A 19,600-nucleotide genomic window follows, 5' to 3' on the forward strand; every position below is an offset into this window, starting at 1 on the left:
ATTCGAGCCTCCGAGACGCCCCTTTATGCCTTCTCAGTATTCAATATGCTACTTTACTTAGCGTATCTGAAAAGTGCATTTTTGACCTCTCACCTCGCTATAGCACCATTCCCACACTTTAGTGATGAATTTCATCGCCTGAGCAGACATTACGGAGGTTCCGGACGTATCCTCCGATTTTAAGCGTGTTTTCTCTCTAACAAGTCTTTCCACGCACTCCCCGCACTTTAGCGATGAATGCATCCGTTTCAGCGGCGTCCCAATAAGGGGTAAGCTTCGCTACCCCAAACCCAAGACATATAAACTCTATTGAGAAAACCTCTATTGAGGCCTTTCAAAGACGAGCGACCGCGTTTAACGAGGAGAGACTTTGGTCTACAACCAAAGATCCCTATATTAGGTTTTATCACCAATAAGAAAGCGGTTTTCAGGAACCGAAAATCTTTCTTATGTGGTTAAAACAGCGTTTCAAACCCCGAAGTTCAGGGCTTGAAACGCTTTTCGCATTATTGTCTCATCCTATTTTAGGAATGAACCTCGGTAGATGTCACGGATGCCAACTGCGAGTGATCTGAAGACGTCTGCTCTTGCAGCTGCAGCTGCTGCGTAGCAAACTCGCGGTACATCTCATGCGACTCCAGCAATTGTTGGTGTGTACCACTGCCCGTCACGACGCCTTTGTCCAGAAAGATAATTTGGTCGGCATCTACGACCGTCGATAAGCGATGCGCAATCACCAGCGTGGTGCGTCCTTGCATGAGATTTTGCAGCGCTTGCTGTACAACGACCTCCGATTTACTATCCAGACTCGATGTCGCTTCGTCCAGCATCAGAATCTTCGGATCCCGCAGCAAGGCTCGTGCAATGGCGATCCGCTGACGCTGTCCACCCGACAGCTTGATGCCGCGTTCACCGACCTCGGTCTCATACTTCTGCGGCAAGTCCTCGATAAAGTCATCGGCATACGCCATCTGTGATGCCCGCTTCAGCTCCTCCATCGTCACTTCATGCTGCAGGCCGTAACAGATATTATCCCGAATCGTGCCTGCAATCAGCGGACTCTCCTGCGAAACATAGCCAATCTGACTCCTCCAAGAGATGAGCGAGAATTGATCAATTCGGTCAGTCCCCAACGTGACTGAACCTTTCTGCGGCGTATAAAATCTTTCCAAAAGAGAGAACATCGTCGTCTTGCCGCTGCCGCTCGGTCCTACAATCGCCGTTACCTTGCCCGCTTCCATAGTGAAGCTGACATTTTTCAGAACAGAGTCCCCTTCTTTATAGCTGAAAGATACTTGATCGAAGTGAATCGACTGCGAAGCATTCGTGACGGGCACTCCGGCATGTGGATTCTCTTCTTCATAATCGAGTACCTTGAGAATCGTATCGGTCGCCCCCATCGCCTTCTGTACCTGATTGAAAAACTGCGTAATTTGCGTAATCGGCGCAACAATTTGGAACAAATACAGCATGAATGCAACGAGCTGACCAGCTGAAATAGCCCCAGAAGCAACCTGCATGCCGCCATACCCGAAAAGTACGACAAACAGCATTAGCATGACAAAGGTGACAAGCGGCGACATTAATGCTTGAATCCGGCCCTCTTTAAGCCCGAGTTTGAAAAGCCTTTGAATCCCTGCAGCACCTTCTTTATACTCAACAGGCTCGGCATTTGCCGCCTTCACTAAGCGCATTTCCGATAGCACTCGATTCAGGACGGAGGTGAAGCCAGCTGTCTCGGCTTGCATGCCCTTGGATATTTTGTACATTTGCCGCCCCAGAGGAAAAAGAATGACGAAGGCTATCGGGAATACACTGAACATAATGAGCGTCATTTTCCAATCCATAAACAGAAGCACCACAATAGATCCAATGATCGAGATGATCCCCGTGACGAAACCCGCCATATGCTCGGCAATGAGTCCTTTAATAACCGCCGTATCGTTCGTCATCCGAGAGATGGTATCTCCCGTCTGGTGATTATCATAATATTTAACCGGCAGCACGAGCAGCTTCTTCCACAAACGATCCCGAATGCCTGCCACAACACGCTGTCCCGCAAAGTTAAGTAAGTACACCGAAATCCCGGAAGCTACAGCCGATGCAACAAAAGCGATCGCCATCCCGCTAATTTGCACCCAATTCAGGGAACTAACAGAGAAGCTATCAACGACATTCTTCGTAAAAAGCGGGATCACCAATCCCACCAATGTTGAAATAATGCTTAACCCTAATGCTATGCTTAATACGAGCTTCGGCGGGTTAGCCTGTGTGAGCAAACGAGCGAATCCGCGCCAGTTGCTCTTAACCTTAGGCTCTTCTTTCCTTGTAACTGCCATCTATCCCTACTCCTTTACCGATTGGATGTTCATCCGTCTCTCTGGTATGATTCCTTACCTAGGTATCATACACTTCTATTTTAAACGGAATATAAACAAGATCCCATCGGCCCTCAGGCGGAGAAGCAGCCTCCTATTTCTTTGCCCTCTCGCGATAATACGCGACTGTCTCGGTAAGCGCTGTACGCAGCGGCGTAGGTCCCGCTTCTTCGCCAAAACGCTGTACAAACTTCCTGCTATCCACGATAAAAGGCTGCTCAAATTGATACAGCATCTCGATAACCTCCTTGGCCGCCGGTATGAATAGACCGCCCAGACGGAGCATCCCACGGCCCATCGTGCCAATGCGAGGAGCGTGCCCTGCAACCTCGTAGGCTAATTCCGCGAATCGCCGAGTGCTTACGGTCTCAGCATTTGGGACGTGCCATACCTGACCGAAGGCATCTTCATGCTCACTTAGGGTCACGAGGGCTCGACCGAAGTCGTCTATATACGTAAATGTATGCAGTGCATCAAGATTCCCAAGCAGTGAAATCGACTTCCCAGTCGCCACCGGTGTGAAAAAACGCGAACCAACGTATGAATTTTCTACCTGAGGTCCAAAGAAATCTGCCCCTCTACCGATAGTTACTCTCACGGTCCCTTTTCGGTGTAAATCCATCAGCTCGCGAGCAACTTCAGCCCTAACCTTGCCTTTGCGCGTGGAAGCCTCATACGCCAGCCCTTCATGGATCGACCCTTTGACTTCGCCGTACATATAGAGGTTATCCCCCATGATTAGATTCGTCTTATGATGGGCAGCTGCTTTCGTAATATGGCTCATCAGTTTCTGAAACAACCCATCCCATTTATGATAAGGAGGCTGCGCGCATTGAAAAACGTTCTTTGCCCCTTTTAGCGCAGTTAAAGCACCGCTTTCACTCATCAGATCTGCTTTCATCACCTCAACACCATCAGGCACATTTGCCTTGCCCGAGGAGTTAACCATTCTGACTTTCTTCCCTCTCCTCAAAAGCTCCTTCATGACGGCCCGGCCCAGCGGACCCGCTCCCAATATTACTTCCATGCTGCATCCTCCCAAATGTTTTTCGCCAGAATGACCGACTGGCTGCTTCTTATGAAAACAACAATAAACCCTATAGCAGCTATAGGGTCAATACGCTTTTCACAGGAATTTGAAGATCAACAATAAAGTCATCCGTATTTATCATATGGGTAAAATCAATCAAATACTGCTCCAGCACAGGACCGTTTTCTTCATAGCCGTTCAGGCTCATCCAATCCCTTAAACGCTGGAACAGCGACTTGCACGTATCTTCATTAGGAAAACCTGGGTATACCGCGGATATATAATCCCCGCCTGGCAGCCACCGGGTAAAGGCAGGTTCGGGCTTACTTGGCAGCAGCGGCACACAGATCTCAATATCGGAGTCGCCTCTGTCAAACGTCAGTAGATCTTCATGGTAGATGGTCAAAATGTGTCCATCCATCGTCAATCCGTTCTCTTTGATCCGGTCCATCAGCGCCATGAAGCGTATAACTGAAGCCTCCATCCCGCATTCGTCACGTTTGCGTTCGAAAGCGACGAAGCGATCCGGATATGTCTTCAGCTCTACCACGACTTGCGAATGCTCGAATTCTTTGCGCAGCTGCCGCTGGGCGTCCAGATGCCGCAGCCTTTGGTCAATCGTTCCGACAACCGTCTCTAACGTGCGGATCGTTTCTTCCGCTTCTGCCTTCTTTCCACGCATTAGCTCCGGAATACCGTCCATGCTTTTGCTTTTGAGAATCTGACCGATCTGCTCTAGCGTGAACTGCATACTCTGCAGGTCTTGAACGATTTTAATCGCAAGAATATCTTGACTGGAGTAGTATCGATAGCCATTCTGCCCATCCACACGGTGTGGCTTCACAAGCCCGATTTTGTCATAGAAATGGAGCGTTTGGATCGAGGTCTGGCATATTTTCGCCGTCTGCCCAACCGTATATCCCTGCCTACTTGGCATAGTTTTCATAAGATAATTACGATTCAGTTGCTATCTGCCAGATCACACCGAAAGGATCTTCCAGACGACCGAACATCGTCCCCCAGAACATGCGTTCGAAAGGCATTTTCACAACGCCATCCTCGGATAGTGCATCAAATATACGGCGCGCTTCTTCTTCGCTCTTAAATTCCAGCGTCAAATCCAGACCTTGACCTCTATCCACCGTATCCTTACCTGAATCAGCCATGAAGAAGCGAAGGCCAAGGGCCTGCAGCTCTAGATGCATGACGCGATTTTTGATCGACTCATCCACATCGGGTATATCTGCGAACGTACGTAGGCTAATCATTTCCCCGCCCAGTGCCTTCACGTAAAAGTCAGCTTGTTTTCTTGCATCACTGCTGTAAATGTATGGAGTTAACGTTGCCATGCTGCTTCCCTCCTAATTAGTAATCGTTGGATACAGACCGATCATACCATCTCTTGCCTAGGGAAGTGAATACGATCCCCACACTAAGCGGTCTCTTCCTTGCTCTTTCGCTTCATACAAAAGCGCATCCGCTGCAGCTACGAGCTCTGTCGCCCTTTGCTCCTTGTCACGCACCGTCGCTCCAAAGCTCATGGTAATATGGAACTTGTCCTCGTCAGTACCGAACTCAAGCGCGTGCAGCCTTTCTCTGAATTGATTCAGCAGATCACTAGCGAAATGCCGATCCTTCGTGTACAAAATGATGACAAACTCCTCACCCCCATAGCGGAAGGCACTGCCATGCTCACTAGGAATGCTCGATTCAAACAATGTTCCGATCGACCGTAGAACCGCATCCCCTGCCTGGTGACCATACTGATCATTAATGCGTTTGAAATAATCAATATCTGCCATAACGAGAGTAAAATGCTGCTGCTTCGCAATCGCTTCCTTGATCTCCTCTTGGAAGCTGCGGTGATTATAGAGCCCGGTTAGGTAGTCTTTTTTAGCTAAATTCTCGAAAATGCCCTTCTCTACAAAATGCTTTCGCTCCCGCGCCACGATGATGCCGCCAATCACACCGATCATGATCAAAAAAGCAAAATTGAAAAAATGCCGCGGCAGATCTTCTATCATAAAACCGCCATCGACCGTGATTACAACACCGATATAACCAAGAATCACCATGAGGGTTGCCACCATGGCTCCAACGAGACTCCAGTATAATGACGCATGCAAAATAACCAGATAAGCAATTGGATATACGGGACTCTGGGTACCTCCGGTTAGCGAAATAATCGCTACAAAGGCCACGTAATCTAACAGCACTCCCGTCCTCGTTGTGTAGCGATAGAAGGCAGAGTCAATGGGACTGCGATGTATGGCAAATTCCGTTATTCCCATATAAATAACAGCAAAGACAAATAGACTCATAAAAATGATCAGATCTAATGTCGTTTGATGATAATACTTCATGAATAGAATGGTTGACGTTGGTACAAAAAACCACCGTACACAACAATAGGCAATTTCCAAAATGCGGTCAGATCTTCTAGTCACATGCACGGTGCAATCACTTCCTTGATATGGCATTGTACACATTTGAAATTCTATGGAAATAATAGGAAGTCCTGCCTCGTTCAATTTATATAAAACTTTTCTTGCTGAGCGTCGTCTAATACATTACATGAATAGCCATTTATTGGAAAGGTTGTGTTTCATGTTTAGTCGACTTCGATCCGTTATTCAGCGGCATACGAAAAAAATCGCCGCCATAGTCATCCTTCTCCTCCTGGTAACTTTATTTATCTGGCATTATCCCATTAGGAGAGTAGTCAACGAACCCCTAGTGACAGTGCCTGCTTCCCAAGAACCCTTGGTTATACCATCAATCTCGCCTGTGAAAAAAGCTGATTTTGAGATTCTTTCGTGCCCAGCAGACTTTGACATCTACCCTTCTACGATCCAGAATTCGGGATTTACAGCTGCAAAAATGCCAATTCCCAAGCCCTTCACGAACGTCCGCCATGTATCAGCCGGTCATCTGCTTGATCAAGCAGGTTATGGCATGGAATTCGGCACCTCCTACGCGCTTATGGAGGATGGCAGTGTGTATCGATGGGGAAACCTGAGCTTCGAGGCAGGCATACACCCGTCTGGGTTTCCACAAAAGATTGCAGAAGCACCAGGTTCAATAAAACAACTGGAAGGCCGCTTCGCTTTAACGGATCAAGGCGAGGTGTGGGATCTCGGTATCGGCGAAACGCCAAAGCGTATTCAAGAGTTGAAAGGCGCAATCGGCATCGCGCAAGCTTTTGATTCATCGGTGCTCGGTTGGTATCCGAATGGCGTTGTTCGCCTGTACGAAACTTATGGAAGCGACGGAAAACCTTTCACAAAGAAGTGGGAGCTGCAAGGTGAACTAACTGCAATGTATGCCAACCCCTATATAGCCTTAGCCCTACGCAAAGATGGAACCCTCGTCCATATACAGGATAACTCGTTTCAAAACTCGACTAGTTCGTTCCAAAATATTATGCTTCCCAATGGAGAAAAGTCCACAAAGATCGAGACGACAATGTCTTACTCGACCAAAGCGTATATCCAGTCTGACCGACAAAAATGGTACATGATCAATCAGGATAATCAACTCGTTGACGCAACGGCACCTGACAGTACGATCCAGCTTACTGCGACGCAGCATTACACCGTCGCACTTCAGAAAGATGGATCTGTGTTGGCATGGGGTGATCTGCAAAGCCTGCTGGGTCCCAATTATCAATCCGTCACGCCAGAGAAAGCGATTCGCCTAGATGGTCTGTCGAACGTGGCTAAACTTGTAGTCGGTTCCGACCATGTCCTAGCTTTAACAACCGACCGTCAGCTGCTATCCTTGGGTTCCAACATGTACGGCCAATTAGGACGTTCATCTGTTTATACCGCAATCCCAATTGCAATAGGACAGTGGCCTGGACTTGATGCGCTATATCCTTCCTACGACTCCTACATCGCTATTAAAGACGGGGATGCCTGGTTATGGAAGACGGATGATACGCCAAAGCCTCTACTGCAAGGACAAAAAGTTAGCAAAGCTCTGAACAGCCATACGCTGCTAACATCAAACGGTCACTTGCTTCTTCTTGATCCATACGGTAGCAAAACATGCAGCATGCTGCAAACCCCCGAACCTATTGTTGATGTTAGCCACACTTGGAATGGTTTCCTCATGGTTTTGCGGGATGGGCGAACCCTTTACGTCCAAGGCATAGAAGGGAATTCAGGACCGCTGAAGGTTTCTGATTTCATCTTGAATCCACGACCGAAGGGCGTCGTAACCCGCGTGTTCGGATCGCCTTCCGCATTTGCTTTGACGGATCAAGGCGAACTCTATTTCGCCCCTAAGATGGTCAAAGGAGCGTTCAGCTCTGATATGGTCCCAGCTCAAGCGGGGACGTCGTTCAGTCAGTTTTCTCCTATGGACTATGTGTTTAACGAAGGCTCCCGGTTCGTCGCCTTAGCCTTAGATGAACAAAACAAGGTGCATGAGCTTACCCTCAAACAGACAGAAGGAAGTTCTGAGTCTAATATATTTACGGTTGAGATAAAGAAAACGGATCATCAGGCGCAGCAATTAACAGGTGGGGCCTACATTGATTCGCAAGGCATTATTCATGATACGAACATATTTGCCGATAACCATGTTTCTTTACCAGGTTCATCGAAACTTGTTACTACTTCATCTTATTATCATTTCCCGATTGAAGGAAGAGCTTACTTTTTTCATCATTTTGTTACGCAGGATGGAACTATTTACTGGCTGGGAGATCGGCCTTTCGTCCGCCAGGAGACCAGGGCAGGGGCTGTCGTCATTCCTTAGCAGAGGCCAAATTTTGTTTTTCACTGTTTCTTCTATACAATGAAAGGGTAAGAACATACTACCTACAGACAGACTCAATGAGGAGGTAATCCGATGAATAATTTTACATTTCACAATCCAACCACACTGCATTTCGGTCAGGGACAACTGGAGAAATTAACAGCTGAGGTACCTAAATATGGCAAGAACGTGCTGCTCGTCTATGGCGGCGGGAGCATTAAGCAGAATGGCATTTATACGAACGTCGTTCATATTCTGAAAGGCTTGGATGTAAATGTCTTCGAACTGAGCGGTGTAGAGCCTAACCCGAGACTAACAACTGTTCATCGGGGTGTAGAAATGTGCCGCAACCAGAACATTGACCTCGTTCTCGCTGTCGGCGGTGGCAGCGTTATCGACTGCGCCAAAGCTATTGCTGTAGGAGCGAAGTACGCGGGTGACTTCTGGGATATTGTTACACGGAAGGCTTCTGCAACGGGGGCACTGCCCTTGGGAACTGTCCTCACAATCGCAGCAACGGGCTCAGAAATGAACTCCGGTTCTGTCATTACGAACTGGGAGACGAAAGAGAAGCTCGGTTGGGGCAGTCCGTTCTCATTCCCTAAATTTTCGATTCTAGATCCTGCTCACACGACTTCCTTGCCAGAAAATCATACTGTATATGGCATGGTTGATATCATGTCTCACGTGTTTGAACAGTACTTCCATCATACGACTAATACACCGTTACAGGATGGCTTTTGTGAAACAATCCTTCGCACAGTGATAGATACGGCTCCGCGCTTGCTGCGAGATCTTGATGATCTGGAAGAGCGCGCAACCATTCTTTATAGCGGTACAATGGCGCTTAACGGTGTCCTAAGCATGGGCGTTCGCGGCGATTGGGCGACCCATAATCTCGAGCATGCTGTTTCAGCCGTTCACGATATTCCGCACGGAGGCGGCCTTGCAATCCTCTTCCCGAACTGGATGACCTACACACTCGATGCAAACGTGGCGCGGTTCAAACAGTTCGCACAGAACGTCTTTGATATTGATGCGATAGACAAATCGGATCGCCAAGTTGCGGAGGAAGGCATCGCCGCTCTTCGTGAATTCTTCGCCTCCATTGGCGCGCCAAGCCGACTGTCCGATTACGACATCGATGACTCGACACTTGAGCTCATGGCCGATAAAGCCATGGTTTACGGAGATTTTGGCAACTTTAAGAAGCTGACTCGCGAAGATGTTCTGAGCATTTATCGGATGTCATTATGAAAATAGGAGTGAGCTGACATTATTGTCAGTTCACTCTTTTTTCTTTCTGGGGAAAAAGCTGCAAATCATTTACAGACCGGATTCCATATGAAATACTTAAAGGGAAATTATCCCTTTTATGGAGGTTGTGTTGATATGAGCGAGGTTCGTATGTCAAGTCCGATTAAGAATCGAATTAGCAACGTCTTTATTCCCGTTCGGAATATTGAGAACGCACGGGATTGGTACTGTAAGTTACTTGGTGTAGCTCCTGACGGGGATATCTTGTTCGGACACCTCTACGCTCTTCCCATGGATGGAACATCCCTTGTGCTTGATCAAATGCCCATGTGGGGCGGCAACGAGCCTGATGGCCCTCCGACCTATCAAACACCTGCTTTTATGTTTCAAACTGAGGATATTCAAGCCTCTTATGAATTCATGAAAAATAACGAAGTGGAGCTTGTTACGGAGATCCAAAATGAGCAATGGTTCGCTTTTCGTGATCCGGACGGTAACCTGCTTATGGTTTGTAAATAACACGTACTAGCTACTGAATACTTAAAGCGATGAGGATCATACTATATCCATGAAAAAACTTACTTTTACAGCCGATCAATTGGTCAGTTCCACCACGGCTTCCAAAAAATTTGGTGAGCTGCGCAGGAAAGCGAAGGATCTACCCCAATTCATAACAGAGAATGGTGTCGTCGATACGGTATTGGTTGGGTACCCTTACTTCGAGCAAATGTTTGAACGACTGACTCAGCTAGAACAACAAGAGGAAGAGCGAATTCTGAATGAACGAATAGATCGAATCACGCAAGACCCAGCCTCTATTATGAATTGGAATGAAATCCGCAAAGAACCACACGAAGGAGCGATAGGCTATTCGTTTTGATGCAGGAGCAGCTCAGGAGTATTGGCAGTTGGATATTTCCGTATTAAATGAAGTCAATCAAGCAATCGATGAATTGAGTTACCGGGCGAATGAGGTTGGTGAAGAACTTAGCCATTATTCCGATCCTAAATTCGCAGGTTGTAAAGAGATTACCCTACAAGAGGCTGACATCCGAATTATTTTTAGGATAACAAACGATATCGTAGAAATTCTGCGTGTGGTCCCTATTTCTCAAATAATGGCAGCAGCTGAGGCCCCTAATTATAAGGCATTAGACCATTTTCTAGGCAACCATCGTAATGAGTTCATTTTAGCTATACAAAAATGGAAACAAGAATATGAACTGCAATAAAGGCACCTATCTTTTTAAAGCCATTCAAGAAACTCAATGCGATTGCCGAATGGATCATTCAAATAGAATCGTTTTACTCCCTCGTCGTCTCTTGCATCATCTGGAATGGTTTGTATGTTGTGATTCGCCAAATATGACTGCAACTCGTCTAATTGGCTTACCTGAAATGCTGGATGAGCTTTTGTAGCCGGAACAAAATCCTTTTGAACCCCGATGTGAACCTGGTGAATACCGCATTGAAACCAAACACCGCCGCGTTTTCTTAAGTTTTCAGGTTTCGGGATTTCTGTCCAGCCTAGTAATGTTGCGAAAAAATTTCTCGCCTCATCTTCACAGCCTTCAGGAGCCGCTAATTGAATATGGTCAATCCCATAAAATGAAAAGTTCATACATAACCCCTCCAAACACATAAGTTTCACTTGAAGTTTCATGCAATGAAATGCAGTTTCATTTTATCAATAACTTCCTATAAATTCCACTATTTATTTGTGATTAATGTGTTTGGGGAGCTATTACATGCTAAATATCTCATTTCATTGGAAATATCCAATAGATTTTCTATTCAAGCAGTGGAAATCGTACTTCCATTGGGTTTATCCAATAGAACGCGTTATTCTTAAGCCTGAATCAGAAAAACACTGTAAATACTCCAATGGAACCCATTGATTCTCACAATTGCAGAGATTTACTTCCTGTTGCAACGAAAGGCGAAGATCCCTCTAGGGTTCTTCGCCTTTTTTCGGTGCCTCGCTTTAAAGCTGCAGAGCTAAGCATGACAAATACTACTAACGCTGTGCCTGCAGCACTGTGTAGTCGCGCCACTCTTCTGGCAGTAAACGTTGATACAGCGGCTGTAAGTAGCGGTCGTCGATTAACAGTAGAACGCCGCGATCCGTTTCGGAGCGGATCAAGCGCCCGCCGGCCTGCTGCACTTTGTTCATGCCTGGGAACACATAGGCATACTCGTAACCGTTTTTTCCGGTACTGTCCATGTACGCCTTGATAAGATTCCGTTCCGGTCCAAGCTGCGGCAAGCCGACTCCGACGACGGCCACGCCTGTTAGCCGGTCTCCCACCAAATCAATGCCCTCCGAGAAGATACCGCCCATCACAGCAAAGCCTACAAGCGTCTTCTCCGTTCCCGCTTGAAACTCCGCCAGAAAGTGCTCCCGCTCCTCCTCCGACATCTTCGTCTGCTGTACGAGAACTCGGAGCTTCGTTCTCGGATCCTCTTCTGGAAGCGTGTCCTCGACCTGTTCACCCACGAGGTCAGTAAAAGCCTCATATACGCTGCTCATATAGGCATACGAAGGGAAAAACACCAAATAATTACCCGAACGCTTCGCCATCAGCTCATACAGCGAGCGGGCAATCGGCTCGCGACTGCGTTCGCGGTCCTGGTAGCGTGTTGATAGAGACTGAACGAAGACATCCAACTGCTCTTTGGAAAAAGGGGACGGCACCGTCACGGAATAGTCGTCCTCCCCTGCCCCAAGCGTGTCCATGAAGTAGGACAGCGGCGAAAGGGTCGCTGAGAAAAATACATGCGACCGATACCCCTTGCCCATCTGCCGAAGCAAGTGGGAGGGATCGAGGCAGAACAGCTTTACGCTGACTTCGTTCCGTTCACATGCCATGAACGTCACATACCGTTCATCGTACAGCTTCGCAATGCGCACAAAATTTTGTGCGCCGAAGTAAGCCTCAAGCAGCAGCGGTGTTGTAGACGGTGCGGCGCCTGCCCCAGCCAGCTCTTTTTCCGCTGCTGCAATAAACGCGTCCAGCAGCCCGATCAATGGCTCCGGCAGCTCCGGCTCCACCTGCATCTGGCGATCCCCGATCTGCTTACGCATCGCAATAAAGTACTGATTAATGGCCTTGGCCGCATCATGCAGCTCGGCTCGAACGCCCTTGAACTCACGCTGCAGCGCAAGGAAATCTGATTTATTTAAAACGCTTGAATACATCTCGCGCGCACGGTCCACTAAATTATGAGCCTCATCTACAAGCAGCGAGGTTTGCCGCTTCTGTTCCTCAAATAGCCTTTTCAAATTCACACGAGGGTCGAAAATATAATTATAATCGCAAATGACAGCATCAGCTGCATAGGCAACATCGAGTGAAAACTCAAAAGGACACACCCGATGCTTTCGCGCATACGACTCAATGACAGAACGCGTCATAATGGTCTCATTTTTTAAGAGATCGAGTACCGCTTCATTAATCCGGTCATAATAGCCGTCGGCGAACTCACAATGCTCTTTTGAGCAGCGCACTTCCTCCTGAAAACACACTTTCTCCTTCGCCGTGATCGTGACGACTTGCAGCCTAAGTCCCCCAGCCTGCAGAAGCGAATAAGCTTCTTCCGCTGCGGTACGGGTAGTTGTTCTCGCCGTCAAATAGAAGATCCGCTGCAGGAGTCCCTCACCTATCGCTTTGACCGATGGAAATAGGGTCGACATCGTCTTACCGATGCCTGTAGGCGCCTTGGCGAACAGCTTGCGCCCTTCGTTTATCGTTTTGTACACCGCACCGGCCAGCTTACGCTGCCCTTCACGATAATGCGGAAACGGGAAAGACAACTCCTTGATGCTCTGATTCCTACGCTGTTCATGCTCATTTCTCGCCTGTGCATAAGGATAATACCGCTCCACTACGTCAAGCATGAACTGCTCAAGCTCGTCCGATGACATTTCAATAACAAATCGTCGAGTCTCTTCCGTATCAACCTGCATATAGGTGAGTTGAATTCGCATACGGCTTAGCCCTCGGTCTTTGGACACCATATAGGCATAGCATTTCGCTTGTGCCCAGTGAACAGGATAGGTATCTTCCTCGATCTGCCCAATGTCGGATGAGGTTGATTTGATTTCGTCCACAGTAACCACGCCATCCGCATCCATCAGAAGCCCGTCACAGCGCCCATCAATGACAAATAAAAGATCCTCATAGGAGATCTCAGCCTTAACATAAACCTCATGCTGGTCCGACTCGCCGTATTGCTTCTGTAGTTTTTGATGCGCCTTGGTCCCTTCCGTCAGCGCACGGCTCGTCCTAAAACCTGACTCAATACTACCGCTGCGATATACATATTCCACCAGGGAGCGCACGGAAATGTTGACGTTAGGGGTCATCTCTATTTTTCTCCGTCCTAGAACATTTGTTCTTTATTGTAGCATGCACCAGTACTAAATAGCTATCTTTCTCACTATAAATGGAAGTATGTTACAATCAATTTCAATCGATTATTTCTACCATTTAGACTCAAGAAAGGGCCCTACATGTTCTATTTCAGTAAGTTCTTTCTCAAACTTCTGCGGATGAATAACAAGTTTATTTTCGTCGTAGCCATCGTGTTTATCGTCCTATCTTCCGTGAGCGCTTACCTATTGGAAAAAGAAACCTTTGGCAGCCTCTTCAATGGCTTATGGTGGGTCATGACGACCGTTACGACAACCGGCTATGGGGATTACGCTCCCAAAACCGTTGCGGGTAAATGTCTTGGCATGTTTCTCTACATTTTCGGAATAGGTCTGATCTCCGTTACTATCAGTAAAGTCATCGATTCACTATTCGTATACAGACAGCGAAAGGAAGAGGGCAAATTGAGATATCAAGGCGAACAGCATTTTGTGATCGTAGACTGGAGCAAAAACGCCGAGTTGGCGATTCAAGAAATTCTGAATACGGACTCAGAAACAGAGATCGTCCTCATAGATACACTGGAGAAAACACCACTCGTTCATAATCGGGTTCATTATATCCAAGGCAATCCTACCCTCGTTGAAACGTTGGAAAAGGCCAATATGAATAAGGCACGTTCCGTGTTCATCTTTGCGAATGAAACAACGGAAGATCAGGCCATGCTTCGCGACCCCTCCTTTGTCGACGGCAAAACACTACTCGTTGCCACGACCATTGAGAGGAATTACCGCAACGTACACTCCGTTGTTGAAATCAAAAACCGCGAAAACATGCAAAACTTCTTACACGTCAACGTGAACGAGTTCATCATTGGCTCTGAGACAATCTCACAGCTTGCCGTTCGCTCTGCCTTTTCACCGGGCTCCTCCCGCATTGTGTCACAGCTTTTGACCAGACAATCGGGTGATAATCTTCATGTTCTTGGCAAAAGAAAATCGTGGAGCACCTACCGTGACGCATTCGAGCAGCTGCTCCAAGAAGGTGCGACACTGATCTCCGACGGTGATCAATTGAATATCAACCGCAAGCTGGATCAGCTCATTCCTGTAGATGCTCAGCTGTTCGTCATCTGTGATATCGATACATACAAACGCATCTCTACACGCACATAGTACAAAAAAAGGACACCCTCTCTCTATTCATGTTGAGAGTCGGTGTCCTATTTCTATTTACCCCTTCGGCTGAACCCAGCGAAACGGTGTCGTATTAAAAAACAAGTTCGGATTGACCTGCACATTGTGCGCCCAAAAAGTAAAGTGCAAATGCGGCCCGGTAGAGAAACCAGTCGTGCCGACGAGCCCAATGATATCGCCCTGCTTGACCCGATCGCCCGTTTTCACGCGCAGCTCCGAAAGATGGGCGTACTGCGAGAAAAGCCCCATCCCATGGTCGATATAGATGGCATTGCCAGTCAAATACAGGGTTTCCGCCAGCGCGACTACCCCGTCGTTCGTAGCTTTGATCGGGGTGCCTTCCTTCGCGGCCAGATCAATGGCCATATGAGAGCTGTCGTATTTCCCGTTCACATAACGGGTGTGCCCATACGGTGTCGTCAAAATCCCCTCGACGGGCTGCACGAATGGCCCGCTGAACAGAAATTCCGGCTCGGACTTACTTCGAGCCAGATCAATCTTCTTCTGGTCGGCTGCAATGCGACCCGTGTCCTGCTTCATGCTTTCCATCTGAGCCGTTACCTTCAGATACTGCGTTTCGAACTTCTTCGGTTCAATGGTTAGCGTCTGATCACCGATCGGATATTTTCCCGGCTTTGCACTCATCGTAATCGGCAAATACGTAAAGTATCCCGTTCCATAAGGCTGAAGGGTATACGTTTTATTCAACCAAGTGATACTTCCTGGTTCGTTATGACGCACCAACACCACATCTCCTGGAGCTGCGCTATCCGGAACGAGCTTCCATTTCGAACCGATGACCGCTTTGGCATCCTCCTTGGTTCCGTAGAGCGCCGATTCCATCTTCAATTGCTGCAGATGATTTTTCTCTTTCAGAATGGCCTCTTTAACCTCTGCCGTCATACCATCCACCCAGGTCTGTCCACCATCTGTCGTGATGAGCAGTGGATTCTTACTATCCTTCGTATTGGCGAGAAGTACCCATCCGATACGAGGCGTCAGGAACTGCGATTGCTTCACTTGTAATGAGGCATTGCCCACTGTAACCGTAAGCGGTTTTGGGCTGTCCTGACTGGCCGATCCTGAACTTGCCTCTAGGCTAAGAAGCTCCATGATTGGCCCGCCTGTTGGCAAAGCGCCTCCTGCTTCCTCGGCGGCGATGTCTTTTCCGAGCGCTTCTTGCCACTGCGCCCCACCATCCTCTGTTCTTGCGATTCCATCTGCATATTTCACCCAGCCGCGATCAAAATCGAGCATACGGAATTCCACAGCCTCTCGAGGTGGTGGCGTTGGTATCGGTGTTGCTACTACAACAGTAGGCGTGTTGTCTTTCCAAGAGAATAGTGCGCCGAATGGCGATTTACCAATCACAATCACAACACATGCGGCAAGTAGACAGGCGCCTGCCAATAGCGGCCATTGACGACGTTTTCTTGATTTCACTGACATTTTTCCTCCCCCTTTTACAAGTGAGTTATAGAAAGCTACTTTCGGAATGCCGAAATCTTATTAATGCTTATGTGGGGACACAAAAAACCCGAAGACATCCGCGTCTCCGGGTTTCGTTATATTAAATTTGCACGCCCTTTTTGAGCGCCTTCTGATCCGTATTCGTGTTATTAACTAAAGGAAGTAACTTGACACTTCGAACCATTGTGGACTGACATAAATGACAAGTCGGCACGTGATCGAATGCAAAATTATCTCGCATCCAGCCTTTACAGCCTTCTTTTTCACAAGACCATACCGTCACATTTTCTAGAGGCATCTCTTCAAGCGACTTTTTTCTGGAATACATGGATAAACCTCCTTAGAGTTTTACGTTAGTAAAACTAGCTTGGTAGCATTGACTTAGCGTTTTGCTATTTGCAAAACATTCTTCGTCCTCATAAGCTAAATTGAAAAAGACTGCCATTACACAAGTAAAGGCAGTCTTTTTAATTATATTACAGTTTTACAACGTTTTCTGCTTGTGGTCCGCGGTTGCCTTGAACAACGCTGAACTCAACGTGTTGGCCTTCGTCCAAAGTTTTGAAACCGTCGCCTTGGATTGCGGAGAAGTGAACGAATACATCGTTGCCGCCTTCAACTTCGATGAAACCGAAACCTTTTTCTGCGTTAAACCATTTTACTGTACCAGTAGCCATGAGAAATACCTCCAAAATAAATTAACATGTTTTTATTCTTCAAAGAGAAAAAAATTCACACATTGCAAAAGGTTCACTAACAAAAATGAAAACCCTTTACAATATGTGAATTCAGGTTCTTTTTGTCGATTGGATTTATCATACCATACCTATCTTGAAAACGCAAACTATTTCCAGTTAATTTATTACAAAGTAACCGCTTTCCTCATAAATTGGGCGAATGGCAGCGGATGTATTTTCAACCCCTACTTAAGTCTAGGTATTCACTTAGCCTCTGGACCGTGTGCCATATGAAGCAGGGGAACTATACTGAAGTTATCGATTCTTAGGAGGGTTTTCATTGTGTACAGCATAAGTGTTCAAACCATACTGTTCGTTTCTTTATTATTCGTCATTTTCACCTGGATAGGGAGTGTCAAAGCATCCCGATTACTATATAACCAGAATCTGGAACGGATGCACCGCAAAGCAAGCAAGCTGCTGTTCTGGTCATGGTTCCCAGTTATTCCAGCTGCCGCTATCATTGGAGCAATTATTTGGATGCAGCAATCCATGGACCCAGTCTTCTGGCAAGACCGTGTGTTTATTCAAGCGCCGCTTGTAGTTCTGCCTATTTTGACCATCTGGGTCGTATCGGTTCCCAAACTGATCAAACTGCGTTCCTTAATGAAGCAAAACTTAGCCGAGCCCGGTGCCGCAATAGAGCCAACTATTTACCATAGAGCTGCTAGCCCCGGTCTCATTATTCCTTTTCAAATGACAGCACTAGGCGCGTTAACCGCTTTATACTTCTCACTCGTGCCTCCGGTTCCATTTCAGTGGTTGGACATTTCCATACCTTTGGCTGCCTTTGTACTCTTAACAGCTGGGCTTTGGTGGAGACATCAGATTCGCTTCAAGCAGGTAAGTAAAATGGAAGTTTACGTCATTCCTACCTTTTGGAAACGCGCCTTAACGATGGTAGGTGTTATAGCTGTTGTGGCTGGATCTGTCTATTATTTGTTTATGTTAGCGATTAACAATAGTCAATTGCCCGCGGAAATCGATATGGCGAGCGGGACACACGATTATGGCGGTCAGGCGGTAACGGCGAATATGAGTCCGCATAATCACGGGATAGAGGGAATGAACAGCTCCTCTGCCAAAATGATGTCTGTTGCTGACCTAACAGGTCCGCGTGAAGGGGCGCCGGATCGCCGTTTTACGCTTACTGCTCAGAAAAAGACGGTCACACTAAGCTCTGGCAAAACCGTGGATGCCTGGACGTTCAATGGGCAAATTCCTGGACCGGAACTGCGTATGAAAGAGGGAGAGCTAGTCGAGGTCACTTTGGTCAACGAGGATATCGAGCAAGGTGTTACCGCGCATTGGCATGGTTTGGATGTGCCGAATGCCGAGGATGGCGTTGCTGGGGCTACGCAAAATGCGGTTATGCCGGGCGAGACTTACACGTATCGCTTCCGCGCAGAGCAAGTGGGCACTTTCTGGTATCACTCCCATCAAGATTCACAAGAAGCAGTTAGCATGGGACTTTTTGGAGCGTTAATCGTTGAGCCGAAGATGGAAACCCTGCAGCAAGTGAAGGACATCACGGTTATGACACATCGCTGGAAAGGCAATACTTTCGCGATAGGCGCATCAGATCAATTAGAACGCATGACGATCGAGCCAGGGACGCCTGTCCGAATGAGACTTATTAACACGGACGATTGGGTGCAGCAAAAATATACCCTTGTCGGCACTCATTTTGAGGTGGCGGCCATTGATGGAACGGAACTGAATAAGCCCGGTGTGTTGACCAATACGCATGTGGTTGTGCCTACAGGTGGTCGTTATGACATCACGTTCATCATGCCAGAGCGTCCTATGTACCTGAATGTTGGCGGTAATCGCAGCAGCGGTATATTGATGTCACCGGATGGGAAGGGAGAAATTCCTGAGCTTCCTCAAACGGTCGCTTTCGATCCTCTTCAATATGGGGACCCAACCGCGACACCATTTGATGCAAATAGCCGTTTTGACAGAGATTTTACCATGATCTTGGATAATAAACTCGGGTTCTATAATCGTAATCTGGATTTCCTTTATACATTGAATGGCGAAGTATTCCCGAATACACCAATGTTAATGGTGAAAGAAGGCGATCTCGTCAAAACGACCATCGTGAACCGGGGTAATGTTGAACATCCCATGCACTTACACGGTCATCATGTGCTGGTGCTATCTCGCAATGGTAAGCCTTCCATGGGCAGCCCTTGGTGGTCCGATACGCTGGCTGTACTGCCGGGAGAAACTTACGAAGTGGCTTTCGTTGCAAATAATCCTGGACTTTGGATGGATCATTGCCATAACCTCGTACATGCCGCAGCAGGAATGACAATGCATCTTATGTATGAAGGCGTTACGACGCCATTCTCAGTAGGAAGCGGCACGATTAATCATCCAGAATGATTGA

Annotated in this window: 17 protein-coding genes; 7 read left to right on the forward strand and 10 right to left on the reverse strand. The window is 47.4% G+C overall.

The annotated features are described in order from the left end of the window. Window positions 1-524: 524 nt before the first annotated feature. The 5 genes from GC098_RS12965 to GC098_RS41175 all read right to left on the reverse strand — a co-directional run bounded on the left by GC098_RS12965 (window position 525) and on the right by GC098_RS41175 (window position 5,855). A complete protein-coding gene (locus GC098_RS12965) occupies window positions 525-2,339 on the reverse strand; it encodes an ABC transporter ATP-binding protein (RefSeq protein WP_171643575.1) in 1,815 nt (604 codons plus the stop codon). 133 nt (window positions 2,340-2,472) lie between these two features. Beyond that, entirely contained in the window at window positions 2,473-3,405 is a 933-nt protein-coding gene (locus GC098_RS12970) for an NAD-dependent epimerase/dehydratase family protein (RefSeq protein ID WP_171643576.1), read from the reverse strand. A gap of 79 nt (window positions 3,406-3,484) precedes the next feature. Continuing rightward, window positions 3,485-4,354: a MerR family transcriptional regulator gene (locus GC098_RS12975; protein ID WP_171643577.1), complete on the reverse strand. Its 870-nt coding sequence runs from the start codon at window positions 4,352-4,354 to the stop codon at window positions 3,485-3,487. 7 nt (window positions 4,355-4,361) lie between these two features. After that, complete coding sequence (locus GC098_RS12980; RefSeq protein ID WP_171643578.1) at window positions 4,362-4,757, reverse strand: VOC family protein; 396 nt, start codon at window positions 4,755-4,757, stop codon at window positions 4,362-4,364. Window positions 4,758-4,814: 57 nt separating this feature from the next. Next, window positions 4,815-5,855, reverse strand: a complete 1,041-nt coding sequence (locus tag GC098_RS41175; protein WP_171643579.1) for a GGDEF domain-containing protein — start codon at window positions 5,853-5,855, stop codon at window positions 4,815-4,817. Window positions 5,856-6,195: 340 nt separating this feature from the next. Here GC098_RS41175 and GC098_RS12990 point away from each other — a divergent pair, with 340 nt between their 5' ends. The 5 genes from GC098_RS12990 to GC098_RS13010 all read left to right on the forward strand — a co-directional run bounded on the left by GC098_RS12990 (window position 6,196) and on the right by GC098_RS13010 (window position 10,661). Beyond that, a complete protein-coding gene (locus tag GC098_RS12990; RefSeq protein ID WP_171643580.1) occupies window positions 6,196-8,172 on the forward strand; it encodes an RCC1 domain-containing protein in 1,977 nt (658 codons plus the stop codon). 93 nt (window positions 8,173-8,265) lie between these two features. Further along, window positions 8,266-9,429 (forward strand): iron-containing alcohol dehydrogenase, encoded by a 1,164-nt coding sequence (locus tag GC098_RS12995; protein ID WP_171643581.1) that lies wholly within the window; start codon window positions 8,266-8,268, stop codon window positions 9,427-9,429. Window positions 9,430-9,564: 135 nt separating this feature from the next. Further along, on the forward strand, window positions 9,565-9,948 hold the full coding sequence (locus GC098_RS13000; RefSeq protein ID WP_171643582.1) for a VOC family protein: 384 nt from the start codon (window positions 9,565-9,567) through the stop codon (window positions 9,946-9,948). 49 nt (window positions 9,949-9,997) lie between these two features. After that, window positions 9,998-10,309, forward strand: a complete 312-nt coding sequence (locus GC098_RS13005; protein ID WP_171643583.1) for a type II toxin-antitoxin system Phd/YefM family antitoxin — start codon at window positions 9,998-10,000, stop codon at window positions 10,307-10,309. A gap of 28 nt (window positions 10,310-10,337) precedes the next feature. Next, window positions 10,338-10,661 carry a hypothetical protein gene (locus GC098_RS13010; protein ID WP_171643584.1) on the forward strand — a complete coding sequence of 108 codons (324 nt, stop codon included), beginning with the start codon at window positions 10,338-10,340 and terminating at the stop codon, window positions 10,659-10,661. 14 nt (window positions 10,662-10,675) lie between these two features. Here the strand turns inward: GC098_RS13010 and GC098_RS13015 are convergent, their stop codons facing one another. After that, a complete protein-coding gene (locus GC098_RS13015; protein WP_171643639.1) occupies window positions 10,676-11,050 on the reverse strand; it encodes a VOC family protein in 375 nt (124 codons plus the stop codon). Between the two features lie 396 nt (window positions 11,051-11,446). Then, a complete protein-coding gene (locus GC098_RS13020) occupies window positions 11,447-13,795 on the reverse strand; it encodes an ATP-dependent DNA helicase (protein WP_171643585.1) in 2,349 nt (782 codons plus the stop codon). 96 nt (window positions 13,796-13,891) lie between these two features. Between GC098_RS13020 and GC098_RS13025 the strand changes: the two genes are divergently transcribed. Next, a complete protein-coding gene (locus GC098_RS13025) occupies window positions 13,892-14,977 on the forward strand; it encodes a potassium channel family protein (protein ID WP_376773870.1) in 1,086 nt (361 codons plus the stop codon). A gap of 57 nt (window positions 14,978-15,034) precedes the next feature. Here the strand turns inward: GC098_RS13025 and GC098_RS13030 are convergent, their stop codons facing one another. The 3 genes from GC098_RS13030 to GC098_RS13040 all read right to left on the reverse strand — a co-directional run bounded on the left by GC098_RS13030 (window position 15,035) and on the right by GC098_RS13040 (window position 17,145). Beyond that, window positions 15,035-16,447 carry a M23 family metallopeptidase gene (locus tag GC098_RS13030; protein ID WP_171643587.1) on the reverse strand — a complete coding sequence of 471 codons (1,413 nt, stop codon included), beginning with the start codon at window positions 16,445-16,447 and terminating at the stop codon, window positions 15,035-15,037. A gap of 121 nt (window positions 16,448-16,568) precedes the next feature. Then, window positions 16,569-16,796, reverse strand: a complete 228-nt coding sequence (locus GC098_RS13035) for a cold-shock protein (RefSeq protein ID WP_029199449.1) — start codon at window positions 16,794-16,796, stop codon at window positions 16,569-16,571. A 148-nt stretch (window positions 16,797-16,944) separates the two neighbouring features. Then, on the reverse strand, window positions 16,945-17,145 hold the full coding sequence (locus GC098_RS13040) for a cold-shock protein (protein ID WP_029199448.1): 201 nt from the start codon (window positions 17,143-17,145) through the stop codon (window positions 16,945-16,947). Window positions 17,146-17,487: 342 nt separating this feature from the next. On the opposite strand from GC098_RS13040, the gene GC098_RS13045 reads away from it, so the two are divergent. Further along, window positions 17,488-19,596, forward strand: a complete 2,109-nt coding sequence (locus GC098_RS13045; protein ID WP_312880099.1) for a multicopper oxidase family protein — start codon at window positions 17,488-17,490, stop codon at window positions 19,594-19,596. The last annotated feature ends 4 nt before the right edge of the window (window positions 19,597-19,600 follow it).

Origin of the sequence: Paenibacillus phytorum, assembly GCF_013141715.1 — a bacterium.
Taxonomy (GTDB): domain Bacteria; phylum Bacillota; class Bacilli; order Paenibacillales; family NBRC-103111; genus Paenibacillus_E; species Paenibacillus_E phytorum.

Excerpts from the sequence above, each read along its gene's own strand:
- GC098_RS12965 (WP_171643575.1), bottom strand. The coding sequence starts at position 2,339 with ATGGCAGTTACAAGGAAAGAAGAGCCTAAGGTTAAGAGCAACTGGCGC.
- GC098_RS12980 (WP_171643578.1), bottom strand. The coding sequence starts at position 4,757 with ATGGCAACGTTAACTCCATACATTTACAGCAGTGATGCAAGAAAACAA.
- GC098_RS13020 (WP_171643585.1), bottom strand. The coding sequence starts at position 13,795 with ATGACCCCTAACGTCAACATTTCCGTGCGCTCCCTGGTGGAATATGTA.
- GC098_RS12970 (WP_171643576.1), bottom strand. The coding sequence starts at position 3,405 with ATGGAAGTAATATTGGGAGCGGGTCCGCTGGGCCGGGCCGTCATGAAG.
- GC098_RS13000 (WP_171643582.1), top strand. The coding sequence starts at position 9,565 with ATGAGCGAGGTTCGTATGTCAAGTCCGATTAAGAATCGAATTAGCAAC.
- GC098_RS13015 (WP_171643639.1), bottom strand. The coding sequence starts at position 11,050 with ATGAACTTTTCATTTTATGGGATTGACCATATTCAATTAGCGGCTCCT.
- GC098_RS13005 (WP_171643583.1), top strand. The coding sequence starts at position 9,998 with ATGAAAAAACTTACTTTTACAGCCGATCAATTGGTCAGTTCCACCACG.
- GC098_RS13035 (WP_029199449.1), bottom strand. The coding sequence starts at position 16,796 with ATGTATTCCAGAAAAAAGTCGCTTGAAGAGATGCCTCTAGAAAATGTG.
- GC098_RS12975 (WP_171643577.1), bottom strand. The coding sequence starts at position 4,354 with ATGAAAACTATGCCAAGTAGGCAGGGATATACGGTTGGGCAGACGGCG.
- GC098_RS12995 (WP_171643581.1), top strand. The coding sequence starts at position 8,266 with ATGAATAATTTTACATTTCACAATCCAACCACACTGCATTTCGGTCAG.
- GC098_RS13030 (WP_171643587.1), bottom strand. The coding sequence starts at position 16,447 with ATGTCAGTGAAATCAAGAAAACGTCGTCAATGGCCGCTATTGGCAGGC.
- GC098_RS13040 (WP_029199448.1), bottom strand. The coding sequence starts at position 17,145 with ATGGCTACTGGTACAGTAAAATGGTTTAACGCAGAAAAAGGTTTCGGT.